Genomic DNA, 18619 nt, shown 5'->3' with positions numbered 1-18619 from the left:
TCTGTTGTCTCAACGCCGCGCAGGACAAAACCATCGTGACAAAGCCCCACATCATCCTGGTCATGACCGACCAGCAACGGTTCGACACGATTGCGGCGACGGGCCATCCCTACATGAAGACGCCGAATCTCGATCGCCTCGTGCGCGAGGGCGTCTATTTCGACAATTGCTTCATCAACGCGCCGAGCTGCGTGCCCTCGCGCGCGGCGCTGTTCTCCGGCCTCTATCCGCATGCCTCGGGCGTGCTGAAGAACGGGCAGCACTGGCAGAAGACCTGGGTGAGCAATCTCGGCGACGCCGGCTATCACTGCGTCAATGTCGGCAAGATGCACACCATCCCCTATGACGCGAAAGCCGGCTTCCACGAGCGCTTCGTGGTCGAGAACAAGGACCGCTTCTTCGAGGGGCGCTGGTTCGCCGACGAGCTCGACAAGGCCTTTGCCGCGCACAAGCTGACCAAGCCGTCGCGCGCCGGCTATCGCAGCATGCCTGACTATGGCGACCGCATGGGCGCCTTCACCTGGGAGATGCCGAAATCGCTGCATCCCGACATCTTCGTCGCGGAAACCGCGATGTGGTGGCTGGAGACGCGCCCCAAGCCCGAGGCGCTGTTCATGCAGATCGGCCTGCCCGGACCGCATCCGCCCTATGATCCGCTCCCGGAATATCTGGAGCACTATCTCGCCCGCAACGACCTGCCGGTGCCGCAGCCGACCGAGGCCGAGATCGAGGGCCTGCCGGCGTATCTGAAGGAGAAGCGCCGGCACGACACCGAGGTCGACCACGATGCGGTGTCATGGAAGCTCGCGCCGACGCACGAAGAGATGCGCCGCTTGCGCGCGCACTACTACGCCAACGTCACCATGATCGACGAGCAGATCGGCCGCCTGATCGAGATGCTGGACAACAAGGGCTATCTCGACAATTGCGTCATCATCTTCATGTCCGACCATGGTGACAATCTCGGCGAGCACGGCCTCAGCCAGAAATGGTCGATGTACGAGCCTGTCACGCGCATCCCGCTGCTCTTCTGGTCGCCCAGCCTGTTCTCCAACGGCCGCCGCATCCGCGAAAAATGCCAGCTGTTCGATCTCGGCCCGACCATTCTCGATCTCGCCGGCGCACAGCATCCAAAGCCGTTCCAGGCGCACAGCCTGCTGCCGGCGCTGAAGGGCGAGGAATGGGCCGGCCGCGACTTCGTGTTCTCCGAGCAGGCCGGCGACGTCGCCATGACCGGTGCGCGGCTGATCACCATGGTCCGCGATAACAGGTGGAAGGTCGTATTCATTCACGGGGCCGCGGACGGCCAGCTGTTCGACCTCGAGACCGATCCGCTCGAGCAGCGCAATCTCTGGGGCGTGCCCGAGCATGCCGGCGAGGTGAGCCGCCTCAAGGACGCCTTCATCGACTGGCGCCAGAACAGCCTGCTCGAGACGATGGATCTGAACGCGGCGGCGCGGTGAGGGCGGCCTGCTCCCTGGCACCGCTTGCAGGGCGAGGTGACATATTCCAGATAGTGTGCCGTCGCCGGCATAAAGGCTTCGCGGTCTTGATCCGCTGTTGGCTGCCTGCCATTGTCCGGTCATCCACCGCGGCAATGTCTCGTCGAGACGTGTCGCGTCGCCGGATGTGAAAAGAAGGCAGATTGGCGAGATGAGCAACGTAAACAAGCCCGGCGGCAACTACCTGCCGGTGATCATCCATGGTGGAATTGCGTATGTGAGTGGTCAGCTGCCGCGTCGCGGCGAAGATCTGCTGTACGCAGGCAAGGTCGGTGCAGGTGTCGATATCGCGGCCGCACAAGAGGCTGCTTCCCTCTGCGCCGATCTCTGTATTGCGGCCATCAACCACGCGACAGGTGGAGAGGACAAGATCGTCCAGGTCTTGCAGGTCGTGGGATATGTCGCTTCGGCGCCTGGATTTACCCAACAGTCGCAAGTCATGAACGGTGCCTCCGATCGGCTGATCGAACGCCTCGGCGATCGCGGTCGTCATACGCGTACGTCCGTCGGCGTCGCCGAGTTGCCGCGGGGAGCGCCGGTCGAGCTGAACATGATGGCTGCTGTTCGGTCGTAGGCTCGTCGATCGGTGATCGACGCAGCGACAGACCACCTTATGTAACGAGATATTTGGCGACCGCCGCCTCGTCCCACGCAATCCCGTTCCCCGGCTCCTCGCTCGGCAGCGCAAAGCCGTCCTCGATCTTCAGCCGGCTCGCCAGCACCGCGTCGGCCCAGTCGACATATTCCAGCCAGTGCGCGGTCGGCGTCACGCAGAGCAGATGCGCGCTGACCTCCGAGAATAGATGCGTCGACATCTCGATGCCGGCGGCATGGGCGAGGGCAGCGGCACGCAGCCAGCCGGTCACGCCGCCGATGCGCTGCACGTCAGGCATCACGTAATCGGACGCCTCGGCGGCCAGTGCCGCCTGCATCGAGAACGCGCTGTCGAAATTCTCGCCGATCTGGACCGGCGTGCGCAGCGCGTCCGCGATGCGGGCATTGCCTTCATAGTCGTCGTGGCGGATCGGCTCCTCGATCCAGGTGAGGCCCTCGTCGTCGAGCATCTCGCCGCGGTGGATCGCTTCAGTCACCGTCAGGGCCTGATTGTAGTCGCACATCAGGGTCACCTCGTCGCCAACGGCCTTGCGCACCGCACGAACCACGGCGAGATCGTCCCGCGCATCGGGCCGGCCGACGCGGATCTTTGCGGCGCGAAAACCTTCGGCCAGCAGTTTCTGGGCTTCTTCCACCGCGGCGCCCGCCGGCATGATGCCGAGCCCCTTAGAATTGTAGGCGCGCACCGGCTTCGGCGCGCCGCCGAGCAGGCGCGCCAGTGGCAGGCCCTTGCTGCGGGCCAGCGCGTCCCATGCCGCCATGTCGATGCCGGATTGTGCCAGCCGCTGCAGGCCGGCAAGGCCAAGCAGCGTGAAGCGCTGGGTCAGCTTGCGCTCGATCTCGAACGGCAGCAGCGGATCGCCTGCGAGCAGCTCTGACATTTCCGTGACCATCGCGGTCAGCGGCTTCAAGGCCGACGGCGTGATCGAGAACAGATAGGCATGCCCCACCGCGCCCTGGTCGGTCTCGCAGTCGATCAGCACCAACGGCGCCTTGGCGACCGCGCCGGTCGAGGTCTGGAGCGGCAGGTTCATCGGCGCGATCACGGGGCGCGCATGGAAGCGCTTGATGCGGATATCGGTCATTCCAGGGTCTCCCGGCGGCGTGAATGCAGGTTCAAAGCCGATCTTAAACAATCATCATGAAACGAAAAGATGGCTGCCGCGACCACCATAAAATGGGGTTGCGCGAACCTGTGTTTATTGGCTCTGTGCCGCCGCAGGCTGCGCCGCAAATCTGGAGAGATTTGCGGCAAAATCGCACACAACGGAGCCACAGAGTGAAACAAGAGATCTCCGAAGAGCAGCGCAAGAGCGGCCTCCTGACGGGCGCCGCGATCGCTTTCCTCCTGCTCGCGCTGCCGCTCGCGGTCTGGCTGGACCTGACCGAACTCAGCAAGACGGCGCTGCGCCGGCAGGCCGCCGATCTCAACTCGGTGATCACGAGCGTTCGCAGCTATTATGCCTCCAACGTGGTCGGGCGCATCCTCGCCAATCCCAACGGCACCACCAAGGTCGTGCACAATTATGAATCCGTCCCCGGCGCGATTCCGATCCCCGCGACATTGTCGCTGGAGCTTGGGCGGGTGATCGGCGCGCAGCAGGAGAACATCACCTATCGTTTCGTCTCGGACTTCCCGTTCCAGAACCGCGCCCCGCACCAGCTCGACAAGTTCGAGAAGGACGCGCTCGATGCGCTGCGCAAGGACCCCGAGCAGAAGATCATCGACACCGAGACCTCGCTGTTCTCCGACAAGGTCCGCCTGGTCGCGCCCGTCACGATGGGCCCGGCCTGCGTCAGCTGCCACAACAGCCACCCCGAAAGCCCGAAGAAGGACTGGAAGGTCGGTGATATCAGAGGCATCCAGGAGGTGATCATCGCCCAGCCGATCGCCGCCAACATCTTCTCGTTCAAGTTCCTGCTGGCCTATTTCCTGATCGCCGCGGGCAGCGGGCTCTCGTTCCTCTCGCTCCAGCGCCGGCAGGCGAGCCGAATCAAGACCATGAACAAGGAGCTCGAATCCGCCAACGACTTCCTCGCCTCGCTGTCGATGAAGATCTCGCGCTACATCCCGCCGCAGGTCTACAAGAGCATCTTCTCCGGCCAGAAGGACGTCACCATCCACACCGAGCGCAAGAAGCTCACCATCTTCTTCTCCGACATCCAGAACTTCACTGCGACCACCGAGCGGCTGCAGCCCGAATTGCTGACCCAGCTCCTCAACGAATATTTCACGGAGATGTCGGCGATCGCGCATGAGCATGGCGGCACGGTCGACAAGTTCATCGGCGACGCCATGCTGATCTTCTTCGGCGATCCCGAGACCAAGGGCGACCGCGCCGACGCGCAGGCCTGCCTCCAGATGGCCTGGCGCATGCAGCAGCGCCTCGCCGAGCTCAACGCGAAATGGCGGGCGTCCGGCATCGAGCAGCCGTTCCGCTCGCGCATGGGCATCAATTCCGGCTATTGCAATGTCGGCAATTTCGGCAGCAGCGACCGCATGGACTACACCATCATCGGCGCGGAAGCGAACCTCGCCGCGCGCCTGCAGTCGATCGCCGAGCCCGGCGGCATCGTGCTGAGCTACGAGACCTTCGCCCTCGTCAGCGACATCGTCCGAGCCCACGCGCTGCCGGCGATCACGATGAAGGGCATCAGCCGCGAGGTGATTCCCTATTCGGTCGACGCGCTGAATGATGCCGCAGCCGAAAGCAGCGGCATCATCACCGAGCGCGCGCCCGGCCTCGAGCTCTATCTCGATCCCGCCGTGGTGAAGTCAGGCGACGCCGCCCGCGTGCGCACGCTGCTGGAAAACGCGCTCGCCTCGCTGAAGCCGGCGTGAGGGGCAGGTAACCGCTATCTGATCGAGAGAGTCCCCGTGTGGTACCCCTCTCCCTAACCCGCCCCGGCAAGGGGGGAGGGAACGTACCTTTCGTGTGGCGAATGACTCAATTCATCAGGGCGTTTGCAATCAGCCACAGTGTAGCTGCGCACTCCGCTGCGCTCCCTCCCCCCTTGCGGGGGAGGGCGGGGGAGAGGAGTGGCCAGCAAAAGGTGCGAGTATGATCGTCACGCTGACTGCAACGAAGCGCCAACGCGGCGCCTCAGTCACGTCACCTCGCCGCACCCTCCGTGAACGCCGTCTCGATCACGTCGCCAAACGGCTGCCAGGAGCGGCCGTCGAACTGGACCAGCCGCATCTGCCTGATCGGCAGATAGCTGTCCGCCGAGGTGTTCATCCGGATGTCGGGCAGCGCGACGGAAGGCTGATAGGCCTTCAGCGATGCCGCTTGCCGCATGATGTTGTCGCGCGAGAAATCGTCGCCGCATTGCTTCAGCACCTTGGTCAGCGCTTCGGCGGCGGCGTAGCCATAGACCGCCGCGCTGTTGTTGGTGCTTTCGATCTGATGGTACTTGTCCATGAAGGCGAACCAGTCCTTCATGCCGGTATCGTCCTTCCAGGCCGGATCGCTCGGATCCTTCAGGAACGCCGCCGAGATCACGCCGGATGAATTTTCGAGGCCCGCGGGCGCCATCGCATTGGCGATAGAGGCGGAGGCATCGTTCACGATGAAGACCGGGCGCCATTTCATCGAGGCCGCCAGCTTGATCACCTTGGACGCCGTCGACGGCACGCCGAGAAAGACGAAGATGTCGGCGCCCGCGCGCTTGAGGATCGAGACGTGGCCGTCGAGATGCTCGTCATTGATGTCGAAGGCGATGTCGACGAGGACCTGACGGTTGAGATCGCCGAGCCCTTCCTGGATGCCCTTGTAGAGCATCCGTCCGAACTGATCGTTCTGCCAGAGCACCACGATCTTCTTCCGGGGGTAGTAGGCCTGGATGTAGTTGGCATAGATCCGCCCCTCGGAGCGGAACGAGGGCTGCCAGCCCATGGTCCACGGAAACGCCTTGGCCTGGCTCAGCTCCTCGTCGCCGGAGGCGACGAACAGCTGCGGGATTCTCTTCTCGTTCAGATACCAGCGCGTGGCGATGTTGCCGGGCGTGCCGAACGAGCCGAACATCAGCTGCACGCCGTCCTTCTCGACCAGGCTGCGGGTCAGGTCCAGCGCGGTAGCCGGATCGGAATTGTCGTCGCGCGTGATGAAGCGGATCTTGCGGCCGTTGATCCCGCCGCGCGCATTGATCATGTCGAAATACGCGGCCTCCGCGGTGCCAATCGCGCCGAACTCCGAGAGCGGCCCCGAATACGGCATGACATTGCCGATGCGGATTTCGTTGGCGGTTGCAGGTTGTTCGGTGTGTTGCTGCGACATCGCCCCGAGCGAGGCGAAAGCAATCATCGAAACGAACAGCAGTCTGCCGGTGACGCGCATGTTCGACACCTTGTCGTTGGCCCCCAACGAGGTCGACCCGATCCGCTCCAAGGCCGCTTGATTTAGGTCAAGCGTTTGGCATTCCTGTGGCCGGGGCGCCCGCTTCACTGCGACGCATGGCCCTGAAGCGAAACGGCAGGCGTGTTGACGCGCCGGTGCATTCAGGTCTGAGACCAAACGTTTCGCATCAACTCCGTCATCCTGAGGTGCGAAACGTGGGACGCAGAGCGTCCCACGGGGAGCCTCGAAGGATGCACGGCCACCGCCGTGGCCGCGTGGAGAGAGCTGGGCCGTCGCCCTTCGAGGGCCGCCGAAGAGGCGGCCACCTCAGGGTGACGGTGATGGACTGATTGTCGCGGTTAGGGGCGTAGCCCACAAGTGCGGTCCGGCCATGTCGTTGCCGGAGCTGGCCCTCGACCGTACCTGCTACGGCAGCCCGCGTGCCTCCAGCTGATGCACCAGCAGCAGTGTCGGCTCGGCGAGACTGTCGCCCGAACCATCAAGCCCGAACGCCGCGGCGATGCTGTCGCGGCTGCGCAGCAGCGCGCTGCGCGGACAGTGGCCGGCGCCGCAGAGCGTCTTTTTCAGCGTCTCGCCTTGTGCGACGAGATTGGCAGCATCGTCCGCGGCCCAGGCCAGCACGATGGGCACATCGACATTGAGGATCCCGGGATAGACCGACCGCTTGTCATACTGGGCGGCGTCGGAGCCGAGATAGGCCTTCACGCTGTCGCTGGCGTCCTTGCCGGCGCGGTAGATCCCGGACACTAGCACCACGGCGGCGACCTCGGCGCGATCGGTCTGGAGCTCGGGATGCGCCAGCAAGGTTGCGACATGGAACGCGCCGGCGCCGTAGCCGACCGCGACGATCTCGCGGGCATCGCCATTGAACAGATCGATATTGCCGTGGACCCAGGACAGCGCCGCCGCGACATCGGTCGCGCCGACCGGCCAGGTCGCCGCAGGCGCCAGGCGATAATTGACCCGCACCCCGATCATGTCGTTGCGCGCGGCAAAGCACATCGCCTGGTCCTGGACCTCGCGCGATATGTCCGGCGCCCCACGGTCGCCGGTGAAGGTGTCGCCGGTCACGAACACCAGCACCGGCCGCGGCGTCGTCGCCTTGGTCGTGCTGGCGGCGACGTCGAGCACGTTGGCTTCGCTCTCGCCATAGCGCAGGCCGCGCGAGAAGGTGACATCCTCGCACAGCCGCGCGGTGCCGCCGGCGGTCGTGTCGGAATCGGTGAGGCCTGCCAGGACAAGATCGGACGGGGTGGGCAGCCGCGCAGGCATCGGGCCATGCGCTGAGGCTGTCGTGACGGTCAGAAGCAGGAAAAATGCGAGATAATTCTTCATATTGGTGCCGGCCTTGCGCGCCTTATCATGGGTCGCCGATCGGGCCTGTCTTTTCAATTCGCCTTATTAGTTAGCTGGGCTTGAGGCGATTTCACGGCGCTGTTGGCCGCCTCTCGGGGCCTCAATTCCCCGGCTGGAACGTGCAATCCGCCCCGCTGCCGTCCTTCCGCCTGATCGCGTTGGGGTCGATCGTGCAGCTCAGCTTGCTCAGGCTCTCGAAATTCGATCCGGCCGCGCCGTCAGGCGGAATGCCCGCCAGCGCTTCCGTGGCGAAGATCTCGTTTGCGGTGGAGCCGTTCACGGTCTTGGTCTTCTTGCCGAAGCTCACCTCGCAGTTGCGGACGGTGATATCGACATTGCCGGTGCGGCAGACGATCTTGTCCGCCGTCACCACGATCGGCTTCTTGTAGGGAATGTCGGCATTGGCGGCGAACAGCATCGCCATCGCCTTCTTCTCGGGCCCCGTCAGGTCCGGCGACAGCGGCGCGATCACGCCCGCGAGCGCCAGCGCCGTCGAGCCCGAGACTTTTGCAGGCGCGGCAGCTGAGGCACCGGCCGCACTTTGTGCGCAGGCAGCGACGAGGCCACAGGCGAGGATCGATCGAACGGATTTCATCTTTGCTCCACCGACCTGCCGTTTCAGGCGGCTTTCTTGCGCGTGGCGGCCTTCCTGGCGGCCTTCTTCGTGGTCTTCTTCGTAGTTTTCTTGGCTTTTTTCTTCTTCGCCGCCTTCTGGGCCGCGAGATAGGCCTCGACCTTCTTGGAAGAATGGCCGGCCGCGCCGACCACGAGCCTCAGCTTGGCCGGAGTGATCTTGAACTTCTTCGACCAGTAGCGGACCTCGTAGGGCTCGCTGAGCGCGATCCGGCTCTTGTCGGCGGCGCGGTGCTTCTGGAGCTTGATGTACTCCTCGACCTTCCTGGCGGAATGGCCGACCTTCTTGACGGCGTATTTCAGCTTGGCCGGCGTCACCTTGAACTTCTTCGACCAGTAGGCGACTTCGTATTTCTCGGTGAGCGCAATCAGCGCCCGATCGGCTCCGCCCCGCTTTGCCTTGTTGTCGGCCATGCATCCCTCCTGCCCTGGATGGCATCCAGTCTAGCATGCAACCGGATTTGGAAGGCAAGATGCCAATCCCGCATCGATTGCGCGGCGCGGCCGTTTAGCACTGATGTATCAGATATTTGTCGCGCGACCCCGCCTCGAGCCGGTTGAGACTTTCTACTGTGCATGGGGTTGTTTTCGCAGTCTTGTTTTGGGGCTGCCCCGTCACACCCGCTTCATGGTCCGGAAGGTGATGGAATAGCGGCGTGCCTCGACCGGCGGGATGCTGTGCTCCCATTGCGAGCGCGCCTCGCCGTCCATCATGTAGAGCGAGCGCGGCAGGGCCTCGAGCGCGTGGCGCTGCCATTTGTCGCCGCTGCGGCGGCGGAAGCGGAATTTGCAAGGCGAGCCCAGCGACAGGCCGAGCACCTTGTCGAAATGCGGCTTGTCGCGATGCCAGCCGATGCCGACGCCGGCCTCGTATTCGGTGCACAGCACCTGCCGCACGCTGCCCTCAGGGAGGCCGGCCCAGGCCTCGACCCGGCGCGCGACTGATAGCACCCACACCGGGATCGGATCCGCCTCGGTGAGCCGCTGTAGCGTGTAGTCATAGCGGTAGCCGAACGAGGCTACGCGGCGGTTGCCCTCGAAGGCGCCGAACTGGAAGCGCTGGAGCGGCAATGCTGCGATGCGGCCGATCAGATCCTGCTCGGCGGCGGCGTCGATAAAATTGTCCGCATAGCGAAGCCCGGCGGGACCGCTGTCCGGATCGGCGAACAAACCTAGCTGCGTCATTTCTCGCATTTCCGTGATGGAACCTAATGGCGGCTGATGCGACTTATCTATTGACGCGGGAAGTAACGTGCGAGGCTGTCATGGCAGAGAAGCATACCGCCGATCCGGCAGAGATCATGCGGGCCACCGGTCATCCCGAGCTGGAATACGCCGCCGGCTGGACCATCGCAGGTCTCGTCACCATCGGCACCATCGTCGCGGCCTGGGTGTTCGCGATCTAGGCGATTGGAAACTGAAGCTCGAAGGCGGCGCCCTCGTCCGTCGGCTTGAGCCTGATCGAGCCACCATGGCTCGCCATCACCGCGCGCGCAATCGCGAGGCCCATCCCGGTACCGCCCTGGTCCCGCCGGGTGGTGAAGAACGCATCAAATATCCTGGCGCGGTTCGGCGCCGAGATCGGTTCGCCGTCATTGCTGACCGTCACAAGCAGGGTCGTCCGCGCGTCGACCGCCTCCAGCCTGATTGTCCCCGCCTTGTGCCGCATCGCGTTGTCGGCGAGGTGCGAGAGCACGATCAGCGCCTTCTCCGACGACATCCCGATCGCACGGTCGAGGCTGCCGCTGGCTTCGATCGAGCTCGCCGGAAACCGGCTCCTGAGGTCGGCGATCACGGGCGCCAGCTCCGTCCGCTCGTTCTGCGGCAGGCTCTCGGCCCGCGCCAGCTCGCGCAGCCGCTGCGCCATCGCCTCCAGCCGCTGGGTGTCGGACAGGATGTTGGCGATGAAGGTCTTCTGCTCGGCCGGCGTCAGGCTGCCGGCCTTGCCCTGAACCGAGTCCTGCAACAGCTCGGCGGCGCCCTTGATCGAGGTCAGCGGCGATTTCAGCTCGTGGGTGAGGTGGGCCGAGAACGTCGCGATATAGTCGGAGCGCCTGGCGAGCTGCTCAGCCATGCCGAGGAAGCTGTGCGAGAGCTGGGCGAACTCGCGGGTGCCGTAATGCCGCAGCGGCCGAAACGCCTCGCGGTCGCCGCGGCCGATTCGCGCGGCGCGGTCGATCAGCTCGCGCATCGGCAGGGTGATGGTGCGGGAGAACACGAGGCCGATGGCGATGGTGCCGAGGATCACGGCGAGCCCGGCCAGCACGAACTTAGCCCGCTCCTGGTAGAGATGGTCGAAGATGTTGCTCGGCGTGCGCGTGGTGTAGATCACCCCGGCGACGCGGTTGTTGACGATGACAGGCATCGCCGAGAACACGTGGACGCCGAGGCCGCGGCTGAAGGAATAGATCGGCGGAGGCGGCTTGTCCGGCACGCGGTTGCGTAAAGTTGCGCGGTACTGCCCGTGCAGCGCGTCCGCGACCTCCTCGAGATGGGCGAGCGATTGCCCGACCTCATAGCGCCCGGCGATCACGACGCCCTGCGGATCGAGGATGCGGAAGCCCGCCAGCGTCACTTTCTGGGTCTCGCGGATGATGGGCGTCATCCTCGCGCCGATCTCGACATAAGCGGGCTGAGCTGCTTGCGGCGCGGGCAGCGCATCCGGCCGCCGCCTGAGCAGATCGTTGGCGGTGAGGTCGAGCGCGGCGCGGATTGGGGTGACCGGGTCGCCGGGGTCGGGCAGCATGTTCGGCGGCACCTCGGCGCCGAGCACTAGGCCGCTGCCAAGCCTTACCGTGACCTCCTGCGCGTAGATCGTCGCCAGCACGCGGCTCTGAGCGATCAGCTCGGCCTGGGTCTGGCGGATCAGCTGGTTGTCGTAGAGGCGGAAGAAGAACAGGCCGACCAGCGGCAGCACGCCGACGGTCGCCAGCACCGCGAAGATCACGAGGGTGAGCGACGGCCGCCATTTGTCGGGCGCCGCGCTCATGCCTCTTTCTCGCAGCGGCCAAGCTTGAAGCCGACGCCGTGGATGGTCTCGATCACGTTCTCGCAATTCTGCGCCGCGAGCTTGGCGCGGATGTTGCGAATGTGGCTGTCGATGGTGCGATCGGAAACCTGGATGTTGAGCTGGTACGCCGCGCGCATCAGCTGCTCGCGGTTGAATACCGAGGTCGGCCGGGTCAGGAACGCGCGCAGGATACCGAATTCGATCGCGGTGAGCTTCAGCGGCGTGCCGGCGAAGGTCGCGACATGCTGCTCGGGATCAATCAGGAGGCCGCCTTGCACCAGCGCGGCCGGACCTGTCTTGTCCTCGCCGTTGCGCGGGCTGAGCCGGCGCAGGATGACGTTGACCCGCGCCACCAGCTCGCGCGGGCTGAACGGTTTTGTCACGTAGTCGTCGCCGCCGATCTCGAGGCCAAGGATGCGGTCGATCTCCTCGTCGCGCGCCGACAGGAACAGGATCGGCACGTCGGAGCCTTTACGGATCTCGCGGCAGACGTCGAGGCCGTCGAACTCGGGCATGCCGATGTCGAGCACGATCAGGTCGGGCCTGTCGGCGGCGAAGCGGACGAGCGCCTCCTTGCCGTCGCGGGCCTCGATCACGCCCATGCCGGCCTTCTTCAGGGCGACGCGGATGACCTCGCGGATGTGGCCTTCGTCGTCGACGATGAGAATGCGATGCGCCAAGAAATTCTCCGCTGCCTCGTCAGCCTGCCGGCTGATTCGTCACCTGGGCGTCCAGCCTGCGCTGGAGCCGCCAGTTACGGAAGCCCCAGCTTCGCCAGGCCAGATCCTGGCGCTGCTGTTCTACAAGGCGGTCGCGGCGCGACACAAGGCAGGTCTCGGGATTGCCCGGCCTGAGCATGATCGCCTTGTCGATGGCGGGCAGCGCCTGCGGCCCGAGCGTGAGGAGATAGTTGATGTCGATCTGCACGCCGTTGCCCGATGCCTCCCGGCTGTGGGCGACATTGTAGTTGGCGATGAAGGCATCGAGGTTCACCAGCGAGCAGCCATAGAGCGCAACCGCCAGCGCGATCAGATTGACGCTGACCAGCCACTCGTTGGAGCGGTCGAGCACGATGCGAGCGACGATCAGGATCAGCCCGAGCGCGACCAGCCCCATCCAGATGAAGGCCGCGATCCGCCAATAGGTCAGCATGTAGATGTCGACATAGAGGTCGAGGCGGAGGATGGAGGAGGCGACAAGCAACACGTTCTGCCCGACCCAGAGATAGACCAGCGGCCGGATCACCCTGGATTTCTCGGCCGGGCCACCCGGGCGCATCGCGACCAGCACGAAAGCGGCAGCGAGCAGGGCGGTCGCGATCAGCGGATAGGCGCCGCGATGGGCATAGGCCGCATAGGTCACATTATCGCGCAGCGCGACATGGCCCCAGAGATAGATGCCGTCGAGCAGGGACTGCGCCGCGAACAGCAGGTTGAACAGGATCAGCGAGCGCAGAATGGTGGAGGGACCCAGAAACTCCGGCGAGATGAAGGGCGCAAGCGGCTCTGGCTCAGCGACATCGGTTTGGGTGGTTATGGCAATCTTCTTGCGCCGCCAGCGCACATGGATGAACGGCCAGACCAGCGCCAGCATCAGGATCCAGAACAGCACGCGCGGGACGCTGACATATTCGAGGATGATCTTTGGATTAAGTAGCGAGACCCATTGCTCGATCACGGGATTGGCGGCAGCGAACAGCGTGACGAAGACGGTGCCAAGCACCACCGGCATCAGCCACAGCGCGATGCCGCGCGTGAACGCCGACATGTTGAAGACCTGAAGCGCGTCGGGGAAGACTCTGAAGGGGCCGAACAGGACGAAGTTTCGCAGCGCGCGGGCGCGATCGGCGAGGCCGGTCGTTTCAGGATTTGTTGCCAGCAGCAGGGCGATGACCAGCGCTATAATGAGGATCAGGAACGAAAGCGTGTTGAGCTCTTCGATAACGGGCACGAGTCCGAGGACGATGACGGCGGCACCGATCGCCGCGCGACGGATGTCCAGGGATGCGTGGTTGGCGAGGAGCGAGGCGCAGACGATTGCGACCGCAAACACGACCAGCGATAGCCCGGCCCGCTGGCCATAGAACAGCCAGTCGGCGAGTGCGGCGAGCACCAGCGCCATCGCGAGCTTGGCCGATACTGTCGAAGGCCTGATCGGTTGGATGTCCGTCGTCGGCGTTATGGCCAGGCTCGTCATCTGCAAATGACCTTTCGTGAATAGCGATATCGTGCAGTCTGCACGGCGCTTGCGCAGAAGCCGGGGCCTTCGTCTGCACGGTTTCAGGAGTCTTTTGCAGTTTTCGTGCAGGTGCGCCTTTGCCCCTCGCGCAGCTTCAGTCGCCCTGATAGGTGCGATGCGTTCATCACCTTGGGCGTGACGCATCATGCAATTCCTCCGCCGTATCGGTCTCATCCTGCTCTGGCTTGCCGCGCCATTCGTCGCATTCGTGGCCGCGAACAAGAACGATCCCTATCTGGTCCCGCTGCGCGGCGCCGGAAACATCGCGCTTGTCGTCGCAAGCATCCTGATCGTCATCGTCCTGCTCCGGAGAGGGCGCTGGCGCACCATCGCAGGCAAGCTGCTCGTCATGCTGTGGTGCCTGCCGCCGGTCCTGATGCTAGCAGCCCATCTCAGGTTCGAGCTACGCAAGCACGACGTTCTTTCTGCCGGCGCAGCCGAGACGCGTCAGCTCGGGCCTCACTTCATGGTCGGCTATTCTTCCTTTCCCGAGGTCGCGCGCCTTGCCGAGCAGGGATTGATCGGCGGCGTCTACGTCACCAGGCACAATATCCGTGGGCGGACGATCGAAGCACTGCGCGCCGACATCGCGGCGCTCCAGGACAAGCGGCGTGCCGCGAATCTCCCGCCGCTGGTCGTCGCCGCCGATCAGGAAGGCGGCATCGTCGGGCATCTCGCGCCGCCGCTGACCAAGGTGCCGGCGCTGGCGACGCTCACCGGGCTAGCGCCTGATGACCAGCAGGCCAAGGCCGAAGAGTTCGGCCGCATCCACGGCCGAGAACTTGCCGGGCTCGGCGTCAACCTCAATCTCGCGCCGGTGCTCGATCTGAAGCCGCCGCAGCGGCGCAACCGCCTCGATTTCCACACGCTAATCGGCCGGCGCGCCATCGCGAGCGATCCCGTCGTCGTCAGCACGATCGCGAGCGCCTATGTCCGCGGGCTGGAAGAGACAGGCGTCGGCGCGACGCTCAAGCACTTTCCCGGCATCGGTCGCGTGCGCACCGACACGCATCATTTCAGCGCCAATCTCGACACTCCCGTCAAGGAACTGGAGGCAACCGACTGGCTGCCGTTCCGCGAGGTGCTGTCGCATTCGCGCAGCGCGCTGATGGTCGGGCACGTCACGCTCACCGCCGTCGATCCCGATCGCGCCGCTTCGCATTCGAAGCGCGTCGTCGACGGGATCATCCGCGGCAAATGGGGCTATCAGGGCGTCGTCATGACCGACGACCTCGTGATGGGCGCGATCTACCAGAACGACGTCTGCAAAGCCGTGGTCGAGGCGATCAATGCCGGCGTCGATTTGCTGCTGGTCGCCTATGACGGCGCGCAGTTCTACCGGGTCTTTTCCTGCGCCCTGCAGGGATCACGGCAGGGCAGGCTCGATGCGGCGATGTTGCATGCGAGCGCGGCGCGGCTGCAACGTCTCGTCATGCCCGGGCTTGTCCCGGGCATCCACGTTCTCGATGCAAAGAGGCAAGGCGTGGATGGCCGGGACAAGCCCGGCCATGACGACGAGAACACGTCGAACCTTCGGCGCGCCAAGCTATGATTTCGCGAACTGGCGGTAGTCCGGCTCGCGGTGAAACCAGAATTCGTAGCCGGTGACGGCTTTTTGCATGGCGACGTCGTGGATCGGCTGATTGAGCGGGACGACCGGAACGTCGCGCATGCAGAGTGCGATGAAATCCTTCACCGCCTTGTCGTACTCCGCTGCATCCGTGGTGAAGCGCGCTTTCTCGATCAGCGCGTCCATCTCCTTGTTCTGGTAGGAGGATATGTTGAAGATCGAATTGTTGCCGTGAAAATTCCAGTAGAAGTAATACTCGGGATAATCGAGCCAGCCGCTGAAGCGGTTGAGCGCGAGCGGCAGCTCCTTCTTGTTGAGCGTCGTGCGCCAGTTGGCGCCGGGGATTTTTTCGATTGACGTCTTGATGCCGATCTTGGCGAGGCTCTCCTGGATCAGGATGGCGGTCGGTTCGCCGACGGTCGCGGTGCCCGCGTCGAGCGACAAGGTCGTCTCAAGGCCGGCCTCGAAGCCCGCTTCCTTCATCAGCGCCTTGGCCTTGTCGAGATCGGTGACATAGGGAAACGGCTGCGGCCAGACCGGTTTTGAGACTTCGGCAGGCCCGCCGTACATGGGAACGGCGCGCCCGAAGAACGCGCTGCTCTGGATCTGCTCATAGGGCATCGCCCAGGCGATGGCCTGGCGCAGCTTCGCATTGTCGAACGGCGGCTTTGCGGTGTTCAGCGCGACGTACCAGAGCGCATTCGGGATCGGCACGCCGGAGACCTTGACCTTGCCCTCCCTGATGATCTGCTCGAAGTCGCGCGGCGCAAAGCCGCTGGAAATATCGGCATCGCCGCGCTCCAGCATGGCGCGGCGCGTGCCGGCGGAGGGCACGTCGCGCGCGATGACGCGCTTGACCTTCGGCAGTGGTCCGCTCTTCCAGTCATCGAAGCGTGCCAGCACGGTCTCGCTGCCGGGCTTCCAGCTCTCGATCCTGTAGGCGCCGCCGCCTGCCTCGTTGTTCTTCAGCCAGGCCAGCGCCCAGGGGTCCTCGGCGGTCGCGTTCTTCTTCGCAAGCTCCGAGTTGATGATGAAGGGAACGACGACGGCGACGTTGAACAGCAGCATCTTGTCCTTGCGCACATAGTCGATGCGGAAGGTATGGTCGTCGACCACCACGAACTGCTCGGGCTTCTCCAGCGATCCCGCTGACATCTGGAAGGTCGGAAAGCCGCCGACTTTCACCGCGCGATCGAACGACCATTTGACGTCCTGGGCGGTCACAGGCGTGCCGTCGTGGAATTTCGCGTCTTTGCGAAGCTTGAAGGTGCAGGACATGCCGTCGGCCGCGACCTCCCAGCTTTCCGCGAGCTCAGGCGCGAGCTTCTCGCGGTCGTACGAGACCGTCCCGTCCGGGAGCGTCTTCGAGGCATAGGTCAGCAGGCGGTCGTAGCAATTCCAGGACAGGCCGTTCACGGTCTGGTTGGAGCCGACGCCCTGCATGTCGAGCGAGTTCGGCCCGAGCTCCTGCACCACCAGAAGCGTCTCACTGCGTCCCTGGGCAGAGGCGAAGCGGGGAGCGAATGCTGTCATTCCGGCGATGCCGAGGCCGCCGAGCACCAAATTGCGGCGAGTGATGTCAAAAGGTGATGCTCTCATCGGTGCCTCTTTTGCGAGAAATTTACGCCCTAAAGAGGCAAGGCGCATGCCATCAGCCGCGCTTCACGACGTCGCATCCGCTCCTGGCCTATCTCAACTCCTCCGCCAGGAAATCGACCAGCGCACGCACCTTGGTCGAGGGACGCGGACCCGCGGGGAACACGGCGTAGACGTCGACAGGTGCGAGCTTGTAGCTCTTCAGCACAGGCACCAGCGCGTCTCGGGACCGGCCATCACCGGCGAGGTCATCGCGATGCCGAGACCGGCCAGCACGCTCGCGAACACGCCGGGGCCGGAATCGGTGGTGATGCGGCCGCGGACATCGACCGAGGTCTCGGCACCGTTGCGGGTGAACGACCACGTGGTGTGGCCGAACAGGCCGGGACCGAAGATGCAATCATGCGAGGCGAGATCGGCCGGCGTCTTCGGCGTGCCGCGTTTGGCCAGATAGGACGGCGATGCGGCGAGAAAGCGCGGCAGGGTCGCAAGCTTCCGTGCGCCAAAGCCGGAGTCGCTCAGCGGGCCGAGCCTGATCGCGACGTCGGTGCCTTCCACGACGAGATTATGCCGCTCGTCGGCAACCGACAGCTCGACGCGCAGCATGGGATGCGCGTCAAGGAATTTCGAGAGGCGCGGAATAATGTGTCTCGTGCCGTAGACGATCGGCATCGTAATGCGCAGCGTCCCGCGCAGGGAATCGATGCCGCGCGCGGCGTCCTCGGCATCTTCAATGTCTGCGAGCACTTCGCGGGCGCGGGTCAGGAACAGCGCACCGGCGTCGGTGACGGTGATCCTGCGTGTGGTTCGCAGCAGCAGCTTGACGCCGAGACGTGTTTCCAATTCGCCGATGATGCGCGACACCGAGGGCTGCGACAGGGCCAGCTCGCGTGCCGCCTGTGAAAAGCTGCCGCTCTCCGCCGCACGGACGAACACGGCCAGTTCCTGCAATCGGTCACTCATTTGAAATCCGGATAAATGTTGTCCATATGGACCATATACCCATTCATTTTCAAATAATCCAATTAGAGCGGGCCAACAGCAACCGATGGAGTTTCCCATGGCCCTGCAAGACCGACTCGACGCCTTCAAAGCCGATTTCGAAGGCGGCCGCTTTCCGATCAAACCGACGAAGGAGGCGCTGGACACCATGCACCGCGCCACCGCCGAACTGATCGCCAGCGGCCAGGCGCAGCGCGCGAAGAAGGCCGGCGACGCCGCGCCGGAATTCATCCTCAAAGATCCCGACGGCAAGCAGGTCGCCTCGCGCGATCTGCTCGCGAAGGGACCGCTGGTCGTGTCGTTCTATCGCGGCGTTTGGTGCCCCTACTGCAACCTCGAGCTCCAGGCGCTCCAGGAGGCGCTACCGGCGATCGCCGCGCACGGCGCGAGCTTGGTTGCGATCTCGCCGCAGACCGCGCCGAACAGCCGCAAGTCCGAGCGCGACAACAAGCTGTCGTTCCCGATCCTGAGTGACGTCAGGAGCGAGGTCGCCGACGCCTTCGGCATTCGCTTCGCACTGCCGGAAGCTCTCGTCGCGCTCTACAAGTCATTCAAGAACGATCTGCCGACGTTCAACGATGACCCGTCCTGGGTGCTGCCGATGCCCGCGCGCTACGTCATCGGTCGCGACGGCATCATTGCTTATGCGGAGGTGAACCCGGACTATACTCATCGTCCTGATCCGTCCGAGCTGTTGCCGGTGCTGGACCGGTTGCGGGCGGGCAAGGCGGCCTGAGCA

Annotated in this window: 18 protein-coding genes; 6 read left to right on the top strand and 12 right to left on the bottom strand. The window is 64.4% G+C overall.

The window, feature by feature from the left end; translation table 11 throughout:
- The first annotated feature begins 35 nt into the window (after nt 1-35).
- Together WN72_RS42580 and WN72_RS42575 are read left to right on the top strand one after the other, a co-directional pair.
- Nucleotides 36-1463, top strand: coding sequence for a sulfatase family protein (locus WN72_RS42580; RefSeq protein ID WP_244553730.1), 1428 nt, complete (start codon nt 36-38; stop codon nt 1461-1463).
- Between the two features lie 190 nt (nt 1464-1653).
- Nucleotides 1654-2076, top strand: coding sequence for a RidA family protein (locus WN72_RS42575; protein WP_092215710.1), 423 nt, complete (start codon nt 1654-1656; stop codon nt 2074-2076).
- Nucleotides 2077-2113: 37 nt separating this feature from the next.
- Here the strand turns inward: WN72_RS42575 and WN72_RS42570 are convergent, their stop codons facing one another.
- Nucleotides 2114-3202 carry an enolase C-terminal domain-like protein gene (locus tag WN72_RS42570; protein WP_092215712.1) on the bottom strand — a complete coding sequence of 363 codons (1089 nt, stop codon included), beginning with the start codon at nt 3200-3202 and terminating at the stop codon, nt 2114-2116.
- Between the two features lie 194 nt (nt 3203-3396).
- Here WN72_RS42570 and WN72_RS42565 point away from each other — a divergent pair, with 194 nt between their 5' ends.
- Entirely contained in the window at nt 3397-4959 is a 1563-nt protein-coding gene (locus tag WN72_RS42565; RefSeq protein ID WP_167380785.1) for an adenylate/guanylate cyclase domain-containing protein, read from the top strand.
- A gap of 271 nt (nt 4960-5230) precedes the next feature.
- Here the strand turns inward: WN72_RS42565 and WN72_RS42560 are convergent, their stop codons facing one another.
- From WN72_RS42560 to WN72_RS42540, 5 genes are all read right to left on the bottom strand, one after another.
- A complete protein-coding gene (locus WN72_RS42560; protein ID WP_092215832.1) occupies nt 5231-6454 on the bottom strand; it encodes an ABC transporter substrate-binding protein in 1224 nt (407 codons plus the stop codon).
- A gap of 426 nt (nt 6455-6880) precedes the next feature.
- Complete coding sequence (locus WN72_RS42555) at nt 6881-7810, bottom strand: alpha/beta hydrolase (RefSeq protein ID WP_027562936.1); 930 nt, start codon at nt 7808-7810, stop codon at nt 6881-6883.
- A 121-nt stretch (nt 7811-7931) separates the two neighbouring features.
- Entirely contained in the window at nt 7932-8426 is a 495-nt protein-coding gene (locus WN72_RS42550) for a hypothetical protein (RefSeq protein WP_092215715.1), read from the bottom strand.
- Between the two features lie 23 nt (nt 8427-8449).
- Nucleotides 8450-8878 carry a DUF3606 domain-containing protein gene (locus WN72_RS42545; RefSeq protein ID WP_027562938.1) on the bottom strand — a complete coding sequence of 143 codons (429 nt, stop codon included), beginning with the start codon at nt 8876-8878 and terminating at the stop codon, nt 8450-8452.
- Between the two features lie 201 nt (nt 8879-9079).
- Complete coding sequence (locus tag WN72_RS42540) at nt 9080-9649, bottom strand: alpha-ketoglutarate-dependent dioxygenase AlkB (RefSeq protein WP_092215717.1); 570 nt, start codon at nt 9647-9649, stop codon at nt 9080-9082.
- Nucleotides 9650-9729: 80 nt separating this feature from the next.
- Here WN72_RS42540 and WN72_RS42535 point away from each other — a divergent pair, with 80 nt between their 5' ends.
- Nucleotides 9730-9870, top strand: a complete 141-nt coding sequence (locus WN72_RS42535; protein ID WP_007597071.1) for a hypothetical protein — start codon at nt 9730-9732, stop codon at nt 9868-9870.
- Here WN72_RS42535 and WN72_RS42530 read toward each other — a convergent pair.
- Genes WN72_RS42530 through WN72_RS42520 form a run of 3 tightly spaced genes read right to left on the bottom strand, consistent with a single transcriptional unit; the run spans nt 9867 to nt 13670 of the window.
- A complete protein-coding gene (locus WN72_RS42530) occupies nt 9867-11453 on the bottom strand; it encodes an ATP-binding protein (protein ID WP_092215719.1) in 1587 nt (528 codons plus the stop codon). The two genes, WN72_RS42535 and WN72_RS42530, sit on opposite strands and share 4 nt — an antisense overlap.
- A complete protein-coding gene (locus WN72_RS42525; protein ID WP_092215721.1) occupies nt 11450-12154 on the bottom strand; it encodes a response regulator transcription factor in 705 nt (234 codons plus the stop codon). Before WN72_RS42525 ends, WN72_RS42530 begins: the two co-directional genes overlap by 4 nt.
- Nucleotides 12155-12173: 19 nt before the next feature.
- Nucleotides 12174-13670, bottom strand: coding sequence for a DUF4153 domain-containing protein (locus tag WN72_RS42520; RefSeq protein WP_092215723.1), 1497 nt, complete (start codon nt 13668-13670; stop codon nt 12174-12176).
- Between the two features lie 187 nt (nt 13671-13857).
- Here WN72_RS42520 and WN72_RS42515 point away from each other — a divergent pair, with 187 nt between their 5' ends.
- Nucleotides 13858-15264, top strand: coding sequence for a glycoside hydrolase family 3 N-terminal domain-containing protein (locus WN72_RS42515; protein WP_244553731.1), 1407 nt, complete (start codon nt 13858-13860; stop codon nt 15262-15264).
- Here WN72_RS42515 and WN72_RS42510 read toward each other — a convergent pair.
- From WN72_RS42510 to WN72_RS42505, 3 genes are all read right to left on the bottom strand, one after another.
- Nucleotides 15259-16881 carry an ABC transporter substrate-binding protein gene (locus WN72_RS42510; RefSeq protein WP_092215725.1) on the bottom strand — a complete coding sequence of 541 codons (1623 nt, stop codon included), beginning with the start codon at nt 16879-16881 and terminating at the stop codon, nt 15259-15261. The two genes, WN72_RS42515 and WN72_RS42510, sit on opposite strands and share 6 nt — an antisense overlap.
- A gap of 88 nt (nt 16882-16969) precedes the next feature.
- Nucleotides 16970-17092, bottom strand: a complete 123-nt coding sequence (locus tag WN72_RS47560; RefSeq protein ID WP_283807131.1) for a hypothetical protein — start codon at nt 17090-17092, stop codon at nt 16970-16972.
- On the bottom strand, nt 17080-17841 hold the full coding sequence (locus WN72_RS42505; RefSeq protein WP_244553732.1) for a LysR family transcriptional regulator: 762 nt from the start codon (nt 17839-17841) through the stop codon (nt 17080-17082). Before WN72_RS42505 ends, WN72_RS47560 begins: the two co-directional genes overlap by 13 nt.
- A 97-nt stretch (nt 17842-17938) precedes the next feature.
- On the opposite strand from WN72_RS42505, the gene WN72_RS42500 reads away from it, so the two are divergent.
- On the top strand, nt 17939-18616 hold the full coding sequence (locus WN72_RS42500) for a peroxiredoxin-like family protein (protein ID WP_092215834.1): 678 nt from the start codon (nt 17939-17941) through the stop codon (nt 18614-18616).
- The last annotated feature ends 3 nt before the right edge of the window (nt 18617-18619 follow it).

It is taken from the genome of Bradyrhizobium arachidis (assembly GCF_015291705.1).
GTDB classification, from domain to species: Bacteria; Pseudomonadota; Alphaproteobacteria; order Rhizobiales; family Xanthobacteraceae; genus Bradyrhizobium; species Bradyrhizobium arachidis.
The sequence above is the reverse complement of the archived record's forward strand: the minus strand, read 5'-3'. Positions and strand labels throughout refer to the sequence as shown.